The organism is Aestuariibius insulae, assembly GCF_040783535.2.
GTDB lineage: Bacteria > Pseudomonadota > Alphaproteobacteria > Rhodobacterales > Rhodobacteraceae > Aestuariibius > Aestuariibius insulae.
On sequence record NZ_JBFONW020000001.1, the window covers coordinates 671517 to 687576 of the forward strand.

Genomic DNA, 16060 nt, shown 5'->3' on the forward strand with positions numbered 1-16060 from the left:
CGGAACAAAAAACCCATCGTTCTGCGGGCAGGCTGCGGTATGAGTGTGCAGCGGCGCGCGTTAAACTGAGTTAAGGCGCCGTGTAACTTCGTGTGGGGACTACCAATGATCAACGAATTCAAAGACTTCATCGCCAAGGGCAACGTCATGGATATGGCGGTCGGTATCATTATCGGCGCGGCCTTTACCGCCATCGTAACCTCTCTGGTGGGGGATCTCATCAACCCGGTGATCGCGCTCTTTACCGGCGGGATCGATTTCTCGGGCTGGTTCTACGTTCTGGGCGACGGTGAATTCGCCTCGATCGAAGCCGCGACCGAAGCAGGCGTTCCCGTCTTCGCCGTCGGCAAGTTCATCATGGCCGTCATCAACTTCCTGATCGTGGCCTTCGTCGTCTTCATGCTGGTCAAGATGGTCAACCGCATCAAGGCTGCCGCCGAAAGGCCCGATGATGCGGCCCCCGAAGTCGATAGCGGCCCGTCCGAGCTCGACGTTCTTCTCGAAATACGCGACGCGCTCAAAGCGGACCGCGCGGCCTAACCCTTCGAAATATGGCGCATCCCTTGCGGGGATGCGCCGCGTCTCGGTCAGGCGAGGAAGTCGGCGTCGCTGACAACCAGAGTGATCTGGCCGCCATCCGCCTCGATCACGATCTCATCGGTGTTGGTATCGAACGACGTCTGGTTCGGGTTCGCATCGATGAAATCCTCGAACTCCTCCTGCGACTGAAGCGTCCGGCTGCTACCGTTGAACTGAAACGCGACGATATCGTTCGTGGCCGTATCGCTGGTGAGAGTGAAGTCCGACACGACATCCTCGCCCAGATTTGAGCCGAAGAAGCGGAATTCATCGACGCCGCCGCCCCCGATGAACTCGTCGTTGCCCCGGCCTGCAAGGATCGTGTCATTGTCGCTCCCGGCCCGCACGATATCGTCGCCAGCCCCGTCAAAGATCCTGTCCTGACCGCCTTGTCCGCGGATATCGTCCGCGCCGCGTCCGCCGAAGATGGTATCGGCCCCATCACCCGCGACGATTTCGTCCCGCCCGCGGCCGCCAAAGATTGTGTCCTCACCACTCCCGGACGAGATGAAATCGTTTCCGTTGCCAGCGAAGATCCGGTCATTACCTTGCTCGCTAAAAATCTCGTCCGCGCCCGCTCCGGTGAAGATATCATTGTTGCCGCTTCCGGCATTCACTTCGTCAGCGCCGCGCCCGGCCTCGATCGTGTCATTGCCCGATCCGGTCTTGATATCGTCGTTCCCGCTGCCGCCCAGCACCCGCTGATCGCCCGCAATATCGGAGGTCAGCGTCACACCTCCCGTCGTTTGACTGGCATCGACAAAGGACAGGTCGGTCGAATCGACAACGACATCGGATGTCGCATCCCCGGACAGAACCAAGGTCTCAATGCGGGTAAAGTCCGAGATATCGACCTGGTTTTCACCGCCGCTCAGGACCAGATCGATCTCTTCGACCCTCAGCCTGTCCTCGGTCTCGTTTTGCTCTCCGTCATTGGTGCTGTCGAAGGTCGAATCAGAGGTGAAGGTGACATTGCTGTCGATGGCTTCCAGATTGAGAACGTCGCTTGCCCCCTCCAGAGCGCCGTCGGCGAACTGAACCTTGACCGTTCCGCTCCCCACATCCTCGGCTCCGAACCGGATCTCCAGATCTTCCGTTTCAATCGGCTCGATGATGAGCGAAGCGCTCATCGTGATGATCCGCTGGGCTCCACTGATATTCGAGATGTCGAAGCCAAGGCCGCCGGTATCGACAAAGATATCCTCGACCCGGGAAATCGTCGGCGCCTGAATCCCGTTCTGTTCGGTCTCCGCGCGAAGCGTGTCGAATCCCGCGCCTCCATCGATCGTGTCCGTTGTCTGGAGCGTCGCGGCCCCGCCAGTGATCTCGTCATCGCCTGCCGTGCCGGAAATGGAATCCGTGCGCCGTGTGAGGGTGAACATAGCCATGGTCTTCTCCTTCGTGAATTGTCTTCAAAAGGGTGAAGCCCGGGCACGGGAAAAAGGGGAGGCGACGGTTCAAAAGGGGTGGACATCACCCTGCCGCAGCAACCTGAAGTGGCGTGGGATCGTTCCGCCTTCGCACTTTGCTCAGAAAAATGTCGCCCAGTCCCAGCCGGTTATCGCCGATGGGACCAGGACAAAGGCGCACAAAACAAAACCCCGCGAGCCTGACGCTGCGGGGTTCGTTTCGACGCAATGTCGGAGGTCGCCTGTTACAGCAGCCCTTCGCGCTGTGCCTTCTTGCGCGCAAGCTTACGCTGGCGGCGAATGGCCTCAGCCTTCTCGCGAGCCTTCTTCTCAGAGGGCTTCTCGAAGTGCTGACGCAGCTTCATCTCGCGAAATACGCCTTCGCGCTGGAGCTTTTTCTTCAGGGCACGAAGCGCCTGATCGACATTGTTATCACGAACACTGACCTGCATGTGGGTGTCACCACCTTTCTGGATAGAGTTGCGGAAGTGCAGGAAATGGCCCTATAGCAAGAGCCTCCTACCTTGTCCAGCAACACCCGGAAGGAGCTTCGCACCATGCCCGATCATATTGACCCGCTCAAATCCAAGCTGCTGGATGCCGCTTTGGTTCACGTCCCATTCGACGGATGGAGCGAGACAACCTTTGCCGCCGCCGTTCGCGATACCGGCACCGACCCCGCCGTGGCCGACACATTGTGTCCGCGCGGGGCTGTGGATTTGGCCATCGCCTTTCACAAGCGCGGCGACACCGCCATGGTTGAGAGGCTGAAAACCGAGGATTTCTCGACTTTGCGCTTCTCGGAAAAGGTCGCAGCAGCCGTCCGCTACCGTATCGAGGCCATTGAAAGCAAAGAGGCCGTCCGTCGCGGCACCACGCTCTTTGCACTTCCCCATCTGGCCGCTGACGGAGCCAAGCTGATCTGGGGCACGGCCGATCTGATCTGGGATACGCTCGGCGACAGCTCCACGGATGTGAACTGGTACACGAAACGGGCGACGCTGTCGGGCGTCTACGGCTCAGCGGTCCTTTTTTGGCTGGGCGATGATTCCAGTAACTGCCAAGCCACATGGGCCTTCATCGACCGCCGGATCGAGGATGTCATGCGGATCGAGAAGATAAAATCGCGGGTCAATGCAAACCCGCTCCTCAGTCGCCTCGCCGCGCCCATCACTTGGGCCGGAAGCCGGATCAAGCCGCCCTTGCGGACGCCGAAGGTCGATCTGCCCGGCTCCTGGTCCGGGCCTTACTAAATGTCCAAGACGATGCGCGCCGTCGAAATCACGGCGCCCGGCGGCCCCGATGTCCTCAAACTGGCGGAGCGGCCAATCCCTAAGCCGCGTCACGGCGAAGTGTTGATCCGCCTGGCCCATGCAGGCGTGAACCGCCCCGACGCGCTGCAGCGGGCCGGTCTCTACGATCCGCCGCCCGGCGCTTCAGATCTGCCGGGCCTCGAAGGGGCAGGCGAGGTTGTCGAGCTCGGCCCCGGCGTGACGGAACTAAAGGTCGGTGACGAGGTCTGCGCCCTGCTTCCCGGCGGAGGCTATGCAGACTACGTCACCACTCCCGCCGCCCACTGCCTTCCCATCCCCGAGGGACTGAGCCTGCGCGAAGCAGCCTGCCTGCCCGAAACGTTCTTCACGGTCTGGTCGAACGTCTTCATGCGCGGCGGTTTGCAGGCCGGAGAGCGCTTTCTCGTCCATGGCGGCTCCTCCGGGATCGGCACCACCGCGATCCAGCTTGCCCGGCACTTCGGCACCCGCGTCTTTGCGACCGCCGGCTCTCCCGAGAAATGCGCCGCTTGCGAGACTCTGGGCGCCGAGCGGGCGATCAACTACCGCGAAGAAGATTTTGTCGAGATCCTGCGCGCCGAGGGCGGCGCGAGCCTGATCCTCGATATGGTTGGTGGCAGCTATATACCGCGCAACATAAAGGCGCTCGCCGATGATGGCCGCCTCGTTCAGATCGCCTTCCTGCAAGGCCCGAAGGTCGAGCTGAATTTCGTGCAGATCATGACACGCCGCCTGACGCTCACCGGCTCCACGCTGCGCCCGCAATCGGATGCGGCCAAGGCGACCATCGCCACCGAATTGCGCAAGACCGTCTGGCCCCTTCTTAAAGCAGGTCAGATCGCGCCCGTCATGGATCAGACATTCCCGCTCGAGCAGGCGTCAAAGGCCCATGCCCGGATGGAAAGCTCAGCGCATATCGGCAAGATCGTTCTCGATCTCTAGCTTGCGGGACTAAGGGGGAACGGCCGATCATCCAGCATGATCGGCCGCCAACTTGGAGGATTTGTGAGCCAAACCGTGAGACTCTTTTGCGATAATTGCAGGGTCAGCACATGCGTCCGGCGAACAATAACTCGGCGCGCTATGAAAGTGTCGACCACGATGTCCTCCTGTTACCCTTCAACAAGACAGATATTACGATGTGGCGCGGATCCGGGACAGTCAGGTATTCCTGACCTTTAGCTTCAGTCGCCCAAAGCCCTGCTAAAAAAGTCTTGCCCTCTGCGATTGGAAGGCGGCCTGATCTGCCCACGTATCTCGGGCGCAGCGCTGTCGACAACGTCCAGCGTGATGCCCTGAAACCGCTCCTGCAGCGCAGTGGTTCGCGTCCTGATATCGGCCATCCGAGAGGCGATCTCCGCGCGGTCCATCCCCGGATCGGCCATGGCGCCCAACAGATCCCGCCGGGACTGGGCCAAGGCACGCAACTCGCCGCGGATCTCTGCCCGGTTTTGCCGGAACCCGCGTCTGAGATCCCGCTGCATCTCTTCGGGATAGGGGTGATTGAACTGCGACAGGGCCCGTGCCGTATCGACTGGGCGGCTCAGATCACCCAGGATGAACCCTATCAAAAGCCCGTTAAGCACCAGCGAGCCAATCAGAAGATATCGCGTGCGGGTGCGCACTATTGCAGCCCTCCAAATAGCAAGGCGGTGCCGTCAGCGATGGCAGAGGTCGCCTCCATCTCGGCACCCTGCCCGAAATAGGCGAGGGCAAACCCGGCCAAACCCGCCCCGGCGGTCCACCACGCGGGGACCAGCAGATCCTTTGACCGCCGCCGCACCAAGGCGGCAACCGTCCGCGCAGGCGCATCCGGATCGGGATGGACCGCATCGAAGGCTGCCTTGATCTTCGGGTCTGTCTGATCCCCATCATTCATGTCGTCTCTCCTTCGGTCAGCTCCCGCAGCCGCTTTCGCGCCCGGGCGAGAAGTTGCTCCACAGCGCCCGGGCTTGTTCCCATCGCCTCGGCCGCATCGGCTCCGCTCAGACCTTCATAGGCCACCAGAAAAAGCGCCATTCTTTGCCGTGGCGCAAGCGTCAACAGGGCCGCTTGCACACGGCTCAGATCGTCCTTTGCCCCGTGCCGCGCCTCTGCTGTCGGCGCAGGATCGGCAGGCTCGACATCGGGTGATCCGCCTCGAAAGAGGCGCCGCCACCGGCCTTTACCCCTACCATGGTCGATACAGCGATTAACCGTCACGCGGTAAAGCCAGGTTCGGAGCCGGGCTCGTTCACGGCTCCAGCGTGCCGCATGACGCCAAAGCGTCCAGAAGACGCTTTGGGTAATCTCATCCGCATCGGCCGCATTCTGCGTGAACCGAAGCGCGATCGTGTGAACGAAGGAGGAGTGTCGCAGAACCAGCGTATTGAACGCCCGTTCATCACCTTGCCCTGCCTTGGACAGCAACGCGTCATCCTCCTCGCCCTCCACGTCTGCGGATCAGCGCCTGCGGATGACGGTCCGCGTCCGGCCATTGTCTCTGGTCACGTGGGTTCGCGATCCGCGAACTGTCTTGACCGTCCTCCGGCTTTGATCCCGGGTCACACCGTTCCGGTTTGTTGCCGACCGCTCGGTCGTGCAGACCCGCCCCTGGCACGTCGTCGTCCGGTCCACCGTGCCGCCATTCGGGCCGCTAAAGGCATAGTCATTCGTATAGGTGCCGTTCTCGATCGACCGAACTGACGTTCCGATGCCGCCATTGGGTCCAATCCGTTCTACGGTCGTTTGGGCGCTCGCGGCGCCAGCCATCACGAGACCGGCAAGGATAAGAGCGAATTTCATTGTATCTGCCTCCATTTGATAGGATCTTACGCCGGGCTTTGCTGCCTGACCCCTCTTTTACGATGGGATCCGGAATGTCCTACGGAGGATCTCGTTTTTTATTGAATCGGCTCGAACAGCGCATCGGTCAGATCGCAATCGCGCCGGACGTCAGGTCCGCATTGGATGGGCTCCATCTTGCGAGAGAGGCAGATCCGGGCTTCTGCGATCCGGCCGGATTTGCAGGTGATCGTGAGCCCATCGGCGCTCAGGGTCGGGTTCTCTTCCAAAAACGCCCCCTCGATGACGCTGGCAGGCAGGGTGACGGCGGTCTTGAGCTGCCGCAGAAGGGCAGGGCGCTCGACCTGCTCGTAAGCGATGCGCGACAAGGCAAAGTAGTCACCCGCTGTCAGTCCCGAACAGGTCCCGTGCTTGCGCCATTGGTGCCAGGCCAGCCCGCTGCTCCCCATGATATCCGTCATGTCCGCCGTCATGCTGCGCGTCGGTGCCATATGCGGTGTCCGGCAATTGCTGGGCCAGCCGCGATCATATTGCGGCCAAAGACCGTGCAGCGTCCAGCCCGCCGGACGCTCGCATTGGTCCGATCCCTCGCCCTCTCGCGCGCACCAACTTGGCTGCCACGAGAGGGCCAGAACCCAATAGTCAAACTCCCCCGCCACGTCTTCGGCAACCGCCGGACGGGCGAAGCTTGTCAAAAGCACCAAGGCTGCTGCTATGAAACGACCCATTTTCACCTTTTCCTCCGAAACCCGCGCCACTATATAAGGCTCAAGTTCCCCGACAACGTGAACCAGGACCTTGGGTCCGCCCCCCAGCCGGGGACCGGGGATGCTATACGCGAAGGAGACCAATATGTCCGACAAGCCGCTCATGGCCAAGGCCACCGCCGTATGGCTGGTGGACAATACAACAATGACCTTCAAGCAGGTGGCCGATTTCTGCGGTCTGCACGAGCTTGAGGTTCAGGGAATCGCAGACGGCGATGTCGCTCAGGGCGTGAAGGGGTTCGATCCGGTCGCGAACAACCAGCTGACGCAGGACGAGATCACGAAGGGCGAGGCAGATCCGACCCACAAGTTGAAGCTCAAGTTCAATGCCGCCTCGGTTGGTGAGGAAAAGCGGCGCGGCCCGCGCTATACCCCGCTCTCCAAGCGGCAGGATCGTCCTGCCTCGATCCTCTGGTTGGTCAAGTTCCATCCCGAACTGAGCGACGCTCAAATTTCCAAGCTGGTCGGCACGACCAAGCCGACGATCCAGTCGATCCGCGAGAGAACGCACTGGAACATCTCGAACATTCAGCCGATCGATCCGGTTGCCCTGGGTCTGTGCAAGCAGTCCGAGCTGGATCTTGCCGTGCAGAAGGCCAACGCCAAGAAGGCGAAGGAAGGCGAGGTGATGTCCGATGACGAGCGCCGCAAGCTTGTCTCGACCGAGCAATCGCTGGGCATGGATCCGGAGCCGCGTATCCCAAGCTCGATCTCGGGTCTCGAGACCTTCACCCTTTCCGATACGGGCGAAAGCATCGAGGAAGTGACCGACGAGGTCCCGGATGCCGACAGCTTTTTCAACCTGCCGGATGACGAGCCGAAGGATGAGGCCGAGGATGAGACCAGCGACCGCTAGGGTCTTATCCTTGGACAACAAAGAAAAGCGTCCCTTTCAGGGGCGCTTTTTACGTTAAAGCGCCTTTCGCGCCTTCAACGCCGCCGAGATCGTCCCGTCATCCAGATAGTCCAGCTCACCGCCCACCGGAACGCCTTGCGCCAGCGAGGTCACGTTCATCTCGCCCAGCTGATCGGCGATGTAGTGAGCGGTCGTCTGACCGTCGATCGTCGCGCCAAGGGCAAGGATGACCTCGGTCACGTTTTCTTCCTCAAGTCTCACCAGAAGCCGCGGAATACCCAGATCCTCGGGCCCGACTGCATCCAGCGCAGAGAGTGTTCCGCCAAGCACGTGATAGCGTCCCTTGAAAACGCCGGAGCGTTCCATCGCCCAAAGATCGGCCACGTCCTCAACCACGCAGATCTCGCCTGTCGCACGTTTTTCAGAGGAGCAGATTGCGCATAGATCGGAGGTCCCGATATTACCGCAGCTCACGCATTCCCGCGCGGTGCGCCCGACATCGGCCATGGCGTCTGCCAGCGGGACAAGAAGCTGTCCGCGTTTCTTGATCAGGTGAAGCACCGCGCGCCGCGCAGATCGCGGGCCAAGGCCCGGCAGTTTCGACATCCGTTCGATCAATGTCTCGATCTCGGGCGGGATATCGGTCATCTCACCCGCCTTGAATGACGAACTCGCAAGCTCAAAAAGGCAGCTTCATTCCGGCTGGCAGTCCAAGGCTCTCGCCAAGCTTGCCCATCTCCTCTTGCTCACGCTCTTTGGCCTTCGCCTGAGCGTCCTTGATCGCCGCAAGGATCAGGTCCTCGACGACCTCCTTGTCGTCGCCGGAAAAGATCGATGGGTCGATGTCGAGCCCGACAAGCTCTCCCTTCGCGGTAGAGGTCGCTTTGACCAGCCCGGCGCCGGCCTCTCCGACAACCGTGATCGCGGCCATGTCGTCCTGCAACTGGCCGACTTTCTCCTGCATGTCCTGGGCAGCTTTCATCATCTTGCCCATATCGCCGAGGCCTTTGAACATCTGCTCTCTCCTGATCGAATGTGTTCTGTCTGTCCTAGGGATGCGGCGATAGGCTCACAACCCCCTCTTCTCATGCGTCGTCGAACGGATCCCATTCATCATCGACTTCGGGCAGCGCCTCTTCCGACGCTTCGGCCTCGATCGCATCGGGTGTTCGGATTTCGGTGATGCGCGCCTGCGGGAACTGCAAAAGAACCGCTTTCACCATCGGATGCGCCTCTGCGGTGGCGTGCAGCGATGCGGCTTCTTCGTCCCGGACCTCCGCGATTGTGCGATCCCCGCCAGAGCTTTCGACCGAAATCGCCCAACGGTTGCCCGTCCAGGACTGAAGCCGGCTGCCAAGGCGCTGGGCCAGATCCGGACGCGCGTCCTCGGCTGGCTCAAATGAAATGCGACCCGGGCTGTAAGAGACCAGCTTCACGCCCGCTTCGACCTCAAGCAAGAGCTTCACATCCCGGTGGTGCCGGATCAGCGTGACGACATCCTCGAAACTTGCATAGCGCGCCAGCGCCGTGTCGGCCGTCACTGCGGGCTGAGCGACCGCAATCGAACCTGACGAGACGGCAGAGGCCTTCACTCCCGGCTCGGACGGCGCGGAAGCGGGCGCAGGCTGGGAGGCGGCACTTTGCGGCGGCGGCGATTGGTCTTTCAGCTTGGCGACCAGATCACCCGGTGTTGGCAGATCCGCCACATGGGTCAGACGAATGATCGCCATCTCGGCTGCCATCATCGAATTCGGCGCCTGCGCGACCTCTTCCATCGCCTTGAGCAGCATCTGCCACATCCGGCTCATCACCCGCATTGGGAGCGCTTCAGCCATCCGCTGGCCCCGGTCCCGCTCGTCGGGTGAGACGGTGGGATCCGCCGCCGCGTCAGGCGTAATCTTGATTACGCTGACCCAATGGCTGACTTCGGCCAGATCGCGCAGAACGGCCATCGGGTCGGCCCCTGATGCATACTGGCTCCCCAATTCTGACAGGGCACCCGCCGCATCGCCCTTCGCGATCATATCGAAAAGATCGAGAACCCGTCCCCGATCCGCGAGCCCAAGCATCGCCCGGACCTGGTCCGCCGACGTCTCGCCTGCACCATGTGAGATCGCCTGATCCAGAAGCGACGTTGCATCTCGCGCCGACCCCTCCGCTGCGCGCGCGATCAAGGCCAGCGCGTCATCTGCAATCGCAGCCCCTTCCGCCTCTGCGATCTTGCGCAGCAAGGCCGTCATGTCCTCAGGCTCGATCCGGCGCAGATCAAACCGCTGACACCGCGAGAGAACCGTTACGGGAACCTTGCGGATCTCGGTCGTCGCAAAGATGAACTTCACATGCGCGGGCGGCTCTTCAAGCGTCTTGAGCAGCGCATTGAAGGCGCTGGTCGACAGCATATGCACTTCGTCGATGATGTAGATCTTGTAGCGCGCCGACGCGGCACGATAATTGACGCTCTCGATGATCTCGCGGATATCGCCAACCCCGGTCCGGGACGCGGCATCCATCTCGAGCACATCGACATGCCGCCCTTCCGAGATTGCCTTGCAGGGATCGCAGACGCCGCAAGGCTCTGTCGTCGGCCCGCCATTCCCATCGGGGCCGATGCAGTTCAGCCCCTTCGCCACGATCCGCGCGGTGGTGGTCTTCCCCGTCCCCCGGATCCCCGTCAGGATGAAGGCCTGCGCAATCCGGTCTGCCTCGAATGCATTCCTGAGCGTGCGAACCATCGCCTCCTGCCCGACAAGATCGGCGAAGGTCTCCGGGCGGTATTTACGCGCAAGAACCTGATAGGCGGGCTGATCGGTCATAAGGGGGATCCGGATTCTGGGTCAGTCTCTAGTCTAGGCCCCCCGTTGCCTACCGTCCAGATCCGCGCAGCGCCCTGACCCTATTGCGGATCAGAGCCGAAAACGAAGTCGGGCACATGGCGCAGCGGGCTCGAATCGCGTCGCGCCCGGCTCAACGTCCAGGCCCCTTGCAGACCGATCCACAGCGCCTCCGATGATGTCGCCGCCTTAGCGGGAGGGAGACCCAAGCGGACCCCATGGGCTTTCACGGCCTCGATCCAGACATCAAAGATCCGGGCCGCTTCGGTTCGGAAAAGGTCATTCGCCGGGCCTTCGAAGAGCGTCGAGGAGATTGGGCAGCCCAGCCAGTGGCCGGACAGGTCAAACAGCTTGGCCAATTTGAAGCAGAGCGTCGTGGCCCCGTGCCGAAAATCGACCGCCTCTCCAAATGCATCATCTACGATCCGCAGCAGATCAACCGACGCCCAATCGGCCGCTGCGACCGCGAGATCCGCCTTCCCGTTGGGAAAATGATGGTAAAGCGATCCCTTCGGAACACCGGCCGTTTCGAGGATCTCGGTCAGACCCACCCCATGATACCCGCGCTGCTGAAACAATTGCGCAGCGTGAATGATCAGCCGATCGCGAGTGGACAGTGTCGTTGTCATCGCCTCCCCCTACACGAGACTAGACCGATTGGTCTAGTCATGCTATTGGACTGAATGGTCTAGACTGATCGGTCCAACGGGAGGGGCGGAATGACCCGGATGACAACGATTGAGCGTTCTGATGGTGTTGTCGAGACGACCGAGTTCATCCCCTCCGGGATGAACCGACTGGCAGGGCATCTTTACCGGCCGAGCACTCCTCCTCTTGCGGCCGTCGTGCTGAATGGTGCGACAGGCGTTCCACAACGCTACTACGCCGATTTTGCCCAGTGGCTTGTGACCGATCACCAACTCGCCTGCCTTACCTTCGACTACAGCGACTTCGGCGAATCTGCGGCCGGACCTGTTCGCGGCTCGCCTGCCACGATGACCCAATGGGGCCTTCACGATCAACAAGCGGCCCGCGATCATTTGAGCGGCCTTTTCCCGACGACACTCATCTGGGTGATCGGACATTCCCTTGGGGCGATGATGCTCCCGATGCAGCGGGGGCTGGACCGGATTGATCGGATCATTTCGGTCGCAAGCGGCCCCGTCCATGTGAGCGACCATCCCTGGCCCTATCGCGCGGTGGCCCATGCCTTCTGGTCGGGCCCGACCGCTTTGGCGACCCGCGCGCTGGGCTATATGCCGGGAGCGCGGATCGGCTTCGGGGCAGATCTTCCCGAAGGCGTCTACCGGCAATGGCGCCGCTGGTGCACAAGCCGGACCTTCTACGCCTGCGAAACCGGGAGGGAGCTGCCATGGCCGGATCGTCATCGCCCGACATGCCCGCTCAGGGTCGTGGCCGTTACGGACGATCAGATGGTGCCTCCCGCAGCAGTTTGGCGACTGATGCGCCTCTATCCGGAAACGACCCAATCTCAGAAGACCCTGAACCCGCGGGATTACGACCTTCCCGAGATCGGTCATATCGGCGCGTTTCACAAACGGGCCAAAGCGTGCTGGCCGGATATTGTCGGCCTCTAGCTAACGATCAAGACATCGGGGAAAAAGGTGAGAGGCTGATAACGACCCAAGCGGGGCTCGTTACGGCTGCTTCCTTCCGGATCTGACCGGGTTGGCGAGGCGCCTGCCCGCACCAACCTCTCACCGCGCTATTTAGGGCAGATGCATCCGTTCCGCAAGCAGCGGTCAAAGCCTAAGACGAAAGCGCGCGAACCCCTCTTCGGTATTGCCAAGATCCTCTCCCGGCATCGGCATGTCTTGCAGATAGTCCCGTGCCGCCGGAGAGGTTTCGAAGATCACCGAAACGCCGCCAAGATCGGTGAAGGTAAAAACCGGATCGGGCTCTGGATCCAGCGTCCCTTCCGCCTCCACATAAGCCGCGAGCGCATCCCGGTTGGTCATCAGCGTCTCCACCAGTACCTCGGCCTCCTCGACACCGGGAAAGCTGCCGCCGCCCGTGGCGCGATAGTTGTTCGTCGCAAGCGCGAAACGGTCTGCATCGCGGACGGGCCGGCCTGCATATCGAAGGTGCCGCACCCGCCGGCTCTCGGGCGCCCTAAGCCGCCCGTCCACATCGTAGCGTGCTGGCTGGGACAGATCGATCTCGTAGGTCAGGCCATCCATGACATCGAAATTAAAGGACGGATATTCCGCGTCATAAAGAGGCTGATCCTCGAGATGCGGATGGATCTGGTGAAAGGCCCCCGCGCTGTGTTCAAGCCATTTTCTCAGGACCGCGCCACTCACGCCGAGCACCGTCATCGTGTTCGGGAAGATATACAGATCCGAAAGGCCCCGCAGGGTGATCGGACCTTCGGGAACCAGCGTATAGAAATCCGGCCCGCCGCGCCCGCCAGACTTCGCGGGAGCTGTCGCACAAAGAAGCGGGAGCGCGCCGCCGCTTTGGCGTTCAAGCAGCCGGGACACTTGCTTGACCTCCGCATCGGCAACGACCTTCAGTGCGCGATCCATACCAAGCAGCGTGAAGAACGAATGCAGAGGTTTCTGTGTCCGTCCGACCGGACGGCGCATCTCGGTCAGGGTTCTGTCATGCGCGGACGCAACCGACGCCTCCACATCAGGCATCGATTTGACCAGCGCGTGCACATTGCCGTTATGGTCCCGTCTCGCGATCGGTCTGGCCTCCCCCCGACCCGCGACAACGATCCAGCCGAACTGGGTCCGTCTGAGCTCCAGATCGATCACGGCCATATGAGAGCCCCAGAAACCGGCCTCAACCACGGGCGTGCCGCGGATCGTTCCCGTCACAGGATGGGCGCCATCGACCAGAACGCCGTCTTCGGCAGGGAAGACACGATGGGTATGGCCCGCCAGAACCGCGTCGATCCCCTGCAACTCCGCCACCGCGACTGATGCGTTTTCATCGCCCGGTTCATAGGACTTGTTCGAAAGCCCCGAATGGCTCAGCGCAATGACAATATCCGCGCCCCGCCGCCGCAACGCGCGCGCTTCGATCTCTGCGGTCTCCCGGATCCCAGACGTGGTGACCCGGCCCAGCAGATGGCGCCGGTCCCAATGAATGATCTGCGGCGGCAGCAGGCCGACGACCCCGATCTTGATGGGAAAGCTCAGGCCTTCCCCGGTCTTCAGGCGTCGCTCGATAATGACCTGACGGCGCACTAAGGGGTGCCCGTCCGGTTCGGGCCAGATCGATCGCACTCCGACCGGATGAATGTTCGAGCAGACGATTGGAAACTCGGCATCCTCCAAGGCCTGACTCAGCGTCTCAAGACCGTAGTTGAACTCGTGATTCCCAAGAGCGACGGCGTCATAGCCCAACTCGTTCATCGCCGCGATCACCGGATGAGGCGCGTTGATCTGCTGCCGGGCATGCAGGTCCGACATGGCGGTGCCGTTCAGGAAGTCGCCATTGTCGAACAGAACAGAAACCGGAACCTCTTGCCTGGCCTCGTCAATCAGCCGCGCTGTTCTGGCAAGGCCGACCTTATGGGACGGACGATCCCCCAGATAGTCATAGGCCATGACATGGCCATGCAAATCGGTCGTTCCCAGGATCCGAAGGCTCGCATGGCCGGGACGAACGGGGAAGGGAGGTCCATGATCCGTCAAAGCTGCGTCGAGGCTCCAAACCTGCGAAGAAGATGCGAGACCGTGACCCTGCCCAATCACGGGACTGTCTTCAACAGCGAACAGGTCGAAGATGAACATGACAGCTGAATTCAGGCATGACATGCGTCAAAGCAGCCGAATGCAAGGAACGACAGGATGAAGATCGCAGAACAGGTCACGTTCGGAGGGTCGGGTTGGGATCGCGCGGCCACAGCGCGGGCTGACGCCGCGGCGTTGCGTAACCGGGACGACGCCGTCGCGATTCCATTCTCGCACAAAAAGCCACTTCTCGACGGGGCGGGCCGACTGCACCGCCTTCCCGCCAGGCACGACAGGTTACAGGAAGACCTGCTTTGGATCCTGCTTGGACAGGACGGCTCCACGCCGACCTTTGCTGTCGATGTCAGTCATTGGATCCCGGAAGAAGGAGAGCCGGAGATCTCCCCCGAATTCTTCGACCGAAGCGAACAACGCTTTCCTTTTCTGCCCCCGAATTGCGGCTTTGCCGATCTTCGGATGGTCATGACGCAGCTTGATCGACGCGACGCCGAACTTGCGGCGACGGGAAAGGCGCTGATCGAGTGGCACGAAAGCCACGGCTTTTGCGCCAACTGCGGCGCCCGATCCACACCCGCCGATGGTGGATGGCAGCGGGTTTGCCCGGCTTGCAAGCGGCGCCACTTCCCGCGCACCGACCCGGTTGTCATCATGCTGGTCACCCATGGAAACGACGTTCTTGTCGGCCGGTCTCCCGGCTGGCCGGAGGGCATGTATTCCCTGCTCGCGGGATTTGTCGAACCGGGCGAGACGATCGAGGCCGCCGTCAGGCGCGAGACGATCGAGGAGGCGGGCATCGAGATCGGACAGGTCTCCTACCTCGCCAGCCAGCCCTGGCCCTTTCCTGCGTCGCTCATGGTTGGCTGCCACGCCAAAGCGCTCACCCGCGAGATCACGCTCGACCCGGTCGAATTGGAAGATGCCCGATGGGTCAGCCGGGAAGAGATGATGGACGTCTTCGCTGGAACCCACCCTGAGCTTCTAGGCGCCCGGCCCGGCGCGATCGCGCATTTCATCTTGCGGAACTGGCTTGCGGATCGGCTCGATTGACGCGAAGAACAGGTCGGGGAGTGGCACGCGGCAGCAAGATGGTGGCCCATGAAGTTTCATGCCAAGGAAGATATCTCCCTGCCCCGGCAGATTGTTTTCGATCATGTCAGCGATTTCGAACGGCTCGAAAAACGGGCGATGCGCCGTGATATCGAGGTCAAGCGCACGAGCGGTCAAGGTCCGCTCGATGTCGGGACCGCCTGGCGGCTCAAGTTCCAGTTTCGCGGTCGAAGCCGGAAAGCCATGTCGGAAATCGTTCGCTTCGACGCGCCTGAAATCGTTGAAATCGAAACAGAGACTTCCGGGATCGATCTCAGAACGCAGGTGGATCTGATCGCACTTTCCCCGACCCGGACCCGTCTTGCCCTGTCGTTCGACATGACAGCCCGAACGCTGTCTGCCCGGCTTCTTGTGCAGTCGCTCAAGCTGGCGAAGGGCTCGATCGAAGCGAAGCTATCCGAACGTCTGGAGGAATATGGCCGCGAGCTCGAATCCCGGGCATCCGCATAGTCTCTCGATCCATGATATTGAACAGAAAGGAATTCCCGATGCAGGCTCTTAAATCTCTTTCCCTCATCGCACTGTGCGGAACCCTGGCCGGATGCGGTGCCACGCGGGATCTTATCATTCCGCCGACCGATCAGGAAATCGCGCAGGAGCGATGCAAGGACCTCGGCTTGACCGAGACATCCTTCGGTTTCGAGCCGTGTGTTCAAGGCGCTTTGGAAGACATCGAACGGGAGCGCCGTATCGCGGCGGGCTGAACG

At 61.4% G+C, this 16060-nt stretch carries 20 protein-coding genes and 1 other RNA gene; 8 read left to right on the forward strand and 13 right to left on the reverse strand.

Annotation, left to right across the window (positions count from 1 at the left end; genetic code table 11):
* The first annotated feature begins 105 nt into the window (after window positions 1-105).
* Window positions 106-540 (forward strand): large conductance mechanosensitive channel protein MscL, encoded by a 435-nt coding sequence (gene mscL, locus AAD018_RS03230; RefSeq protein WP_367313572.1) that lies wholly within the window; start codon window positions 106-108, stop codon window positions 538-540.
* Between the two features lie 47 nt (window positions 541-587).
* Here the strand turns inward: mscL and AAD018_RS03235 are convergent, their stop codons facing one another.
* Together AAD018_RS03235 and rpsU are read right to left on the reverse strand one after the other, a co-directional pair.
* Window positions 588-1967 (reverse strand): calcium-binding protein, encoded by a 1380-nt coding sequence (locus AAD018_RS03235; protein WP_367313571.1) that lies wholly within the window; start codon window positions 1965-1967, stop codon window positions 588-590.
* Window positions 1968-2233: 266 nt separating this feature from the next.
* Window positions 2234-2440, reverse strand: a complete 207-nt coding sequence (gene rpsU / locus AAD018_RS03240) for a 30S ribosomal protein S21 (protein ID WP_018302784.1) — start codon at window positions 2438-2440, stop codon at window positions 2234-2236.
* A gap of 105 nt (window positions 2441-2545) precedes the next feature.
* Here rpsU and AAD018_RS03245 point away from each other — a divergent pair, with 105 nt between their 5' ends.
* The gene (locus AAD018_RS03245; RefSeq protein WP_367313569.1) at window positions 2546-3241 is read left to right on the forward strand and encodes a COQ9 family protein; all 696 of its coding nucleotides are present in this window, start codon (window positions 2546-2548) and stop codon (window positions 3239-3241) included.
* Entirely contained in the window at window positions 3242-4222 is a 981-nt protein-coding gene (locus tag AAD018_RS03250; protein ID WP_367313568.1) for an NAD(P)H-quinone oxidoreductase, read from the forward strand.
* A 242-nt stretch (window positions 4223-4464) separates the two neighbouring features.
* Here AAD018_RS03250 and AAD018_RS03255 read toward each other — a convergent pair whose 3' ends face one another.
* From AAD018_RS03255 to AAD018_RS03275, 5 genes are all read right to left on the reverse strand, one after another.
* Window positions 4465-4905 (reverse strand): periplasmic heavy metal sensor, encoded by a 441-nt coding sequence (locus tag AAD018_RS03255; RefSeq protein ID WP_367313567.1) that lies wholly within the window; start codon window positions 4903-4905, stop codon window positions 4465-4467.
* Window positions 4905-5159, reverse strand: coding sequence for a hypothetical protein (locus AAD018_RS03260; protein ID WP_367313566.1), 255 nt, complete (start codon window positions 5157-5159; stop codon window positions 4905-4907). The genes AAD018_RS03255 and AAD018_RS03260 overlap by 1 nt, the downstream gene beginning before the upstream one ends.
* On the reverse strand, window positions 5156-5713 hold the full coding sequence (locus tag AAD018_RS03265; RefSeq protein ID WP_412005171.1) for an RNA polymerase sigma factor: 558 nt from the start codon (window positions 5711-5713) through the stop codon (window positions 5156-5158). Before AAD018_RS03265 ends, AAD018_RS03260 begins: the two co-directional genes overlap by 4 nt.
* A gap of 9 nt (window positions 5714-5722) precedes the next feature.
* Window positions 5723-6064: a hypothetical protein gene (locus AAD018_RS03270; RefSeq protein WP_367313564.1), complete on the reverse strand. Its 342-nt coding sequence runs from the start codon at window positions 6062-6064 to the stop codon at window positions 5723-5725.
* A 98-nt stretch (window positions 6065-6162) separates the two neighbouring features.
* Entirely contained in the window at window positions 6163-6792 is a 630-nt protein-coding gene (locus AAD018_RS03275; protein ID WP_367313563.1) for a ribonuclease T2 family protein, read from the reverse strand.
* Window positions 6793-6916: 124 nt separating this feature from the next.
* On the opposite strand from AAD018_RS03275, the gene AAD018_RS03280 reads away from it, so the two are divergent.
* Window positions 6917-7687, forward strand: a complete 771-nt coding sequence (locus AAD018_RS03280) for a DUF1013 domain-containing protein (RefSeq protein WP_367313561.1) — start codon at window positions 6917-6919, stop codon at window positions 7685-7687.
* 54 nt (window positions 7688-7741) lie between these two features.
* Here AAD018_RS03280 and recR read toward each other — a convergent pair whose 3' ends face one another.
* From recR to AAD018_RS03300, 4 genes are all read right to left on the reverse strand, one after another.
* The gene (gene recR / locus AAD018_RS03285; protein ID WP_367313560.1) at window positions 7742-8335 is read right to left on the reverse strand and encodes a recombination mediator RecR; all 594 of its coding nucleotides are present in this window, start codon (window positions 8333-8335) and stop codon (window positions 7742-7744) included.
* Window positions 8336-8366: 31 nt separating this feature from the next.
* The gene (locus AAD018_RS03290; RefSeq protein WP_367313559.1) at window positions 8367-8702 is read right to left on the reverse strand and encodes a YbaB/EbfC family nucleoid-associated protein; all 336 of its coding nucleotides are present in this window, start codon (window positions 8700-8702) and stop codon (window positions 8367-8369) included.
* A 70-nt stretch (window positions 8703-8772) separates the two neighbouring features.
* The gene (locus AAD018_RS03295) at window positions 8773-10500 is read right to left on the reverse strand and encodes a DNA polymerase III subunit gamma/tau (protein WP_367313558.1); all 1728 of its coding nucleotides are present in this window, start codon (window positions 10498-10500) and stop codon (window positions 8773-8775) included.
* Window positions 10501-10580: 80 nt separating this feature from the next.
* A complete protein-coding gene (locus AAD018_RS03300; RefSeq protein ID WP_367313557.1) occupies window positions 10581-11147 on the reverse strand; it encodes a TetR/AcrR family transcriptional regulator in 567 nt (188 codons plus the stop codon).
* Between the two features lie 90 nt (window positions 11148-11237).
* On the opposite strand from AAD018_RS03300, the gene AAD018_RS03305 reads away from it, so the two are divergent.
* The gene (locus AAD018_RS03305) at window positions 11238-12116 is read left to right on the forward strand and encodes an alpha/beta hydrolase family protein (protein ID WP_367313556.1); all 879 of its coding nucleotides are present in this window, start codon (window positions 11238-11240) and stop codon (window positions 12114-12116) included.
* 25 nt (window positions 12117-12141) lie between these two features.
* Here the strand turns inward: AAD018_RS03305 and ffs are convergent.
* Both ffs and AAD018_RS03315 read right to left on the reverse strand, forming a co-directional pair.
* Window positions 12142-12239: signal recognition particle sRNA small type (gene ffs / locus AAD018_RS03310), an RNA gene on the reverse strand.
* 42 nt (window positions 12240-12281) lie between these two features.
* Complete coding sequence (locus AAD018_RS03315; protein ID WP_367313555.1) at window positions 12282-14285, reverse strand: bifunctional 2',3'-cyclic-nucleotide 2'-phosphodiesterase/3'-nucleotidase; 2004 nt, start codon at window positions 14283-14285, stop codon at window positions 12282-12284.
* Between the two features lie 57 nt (window positions 14286-14342).
* Here AAD018_RS03315 and nudC point away from each other — a divergent pair, with 57 nt between their 5' ends.
* Genes nudC through AAD018_RS03330 form a run of 3 tightly spaced genes read left to right on the forward strand, consistent with a single transcriptional unit; the run spans window position 14343 to window position 16057 of the window.
* Window positions 14343-15293 (forward strand): NAD(+) diphosphatase, encoded by a 951-nt coding sequence (gene nudC, locus AAD018_RS03320; RefSeq protein ID WP_367313554.1) that lies wholly within the window; start codon window positions 14343-14345, stop codon window positions 15291-15293.
* Window positions 15294-15341: 48 nt separating this feature from the next.
* Window positions 15342-15803 (forward strand): SRPBCC family protein, encoded by a 462-nt coding sequence (locus tag AAD018_RS03325; protein WP_367313553.1) that lies wholly within the window; start codon window positions 15342-15344, stop codon window positions 15801-15803.
* A gap of 38 nt (window positions 15804-15841) precedes the next feature.
* Entirely contained in the window at window positions 15842-16057 is a 216-nt protein-coding gene (locus tag AAD018_RS03330) for a lipoprotein (RefSeq protein WP_367313552.1), read from the forward strand.
* Window positions 16058-16060: the final 3 nt, after the last annotated feature.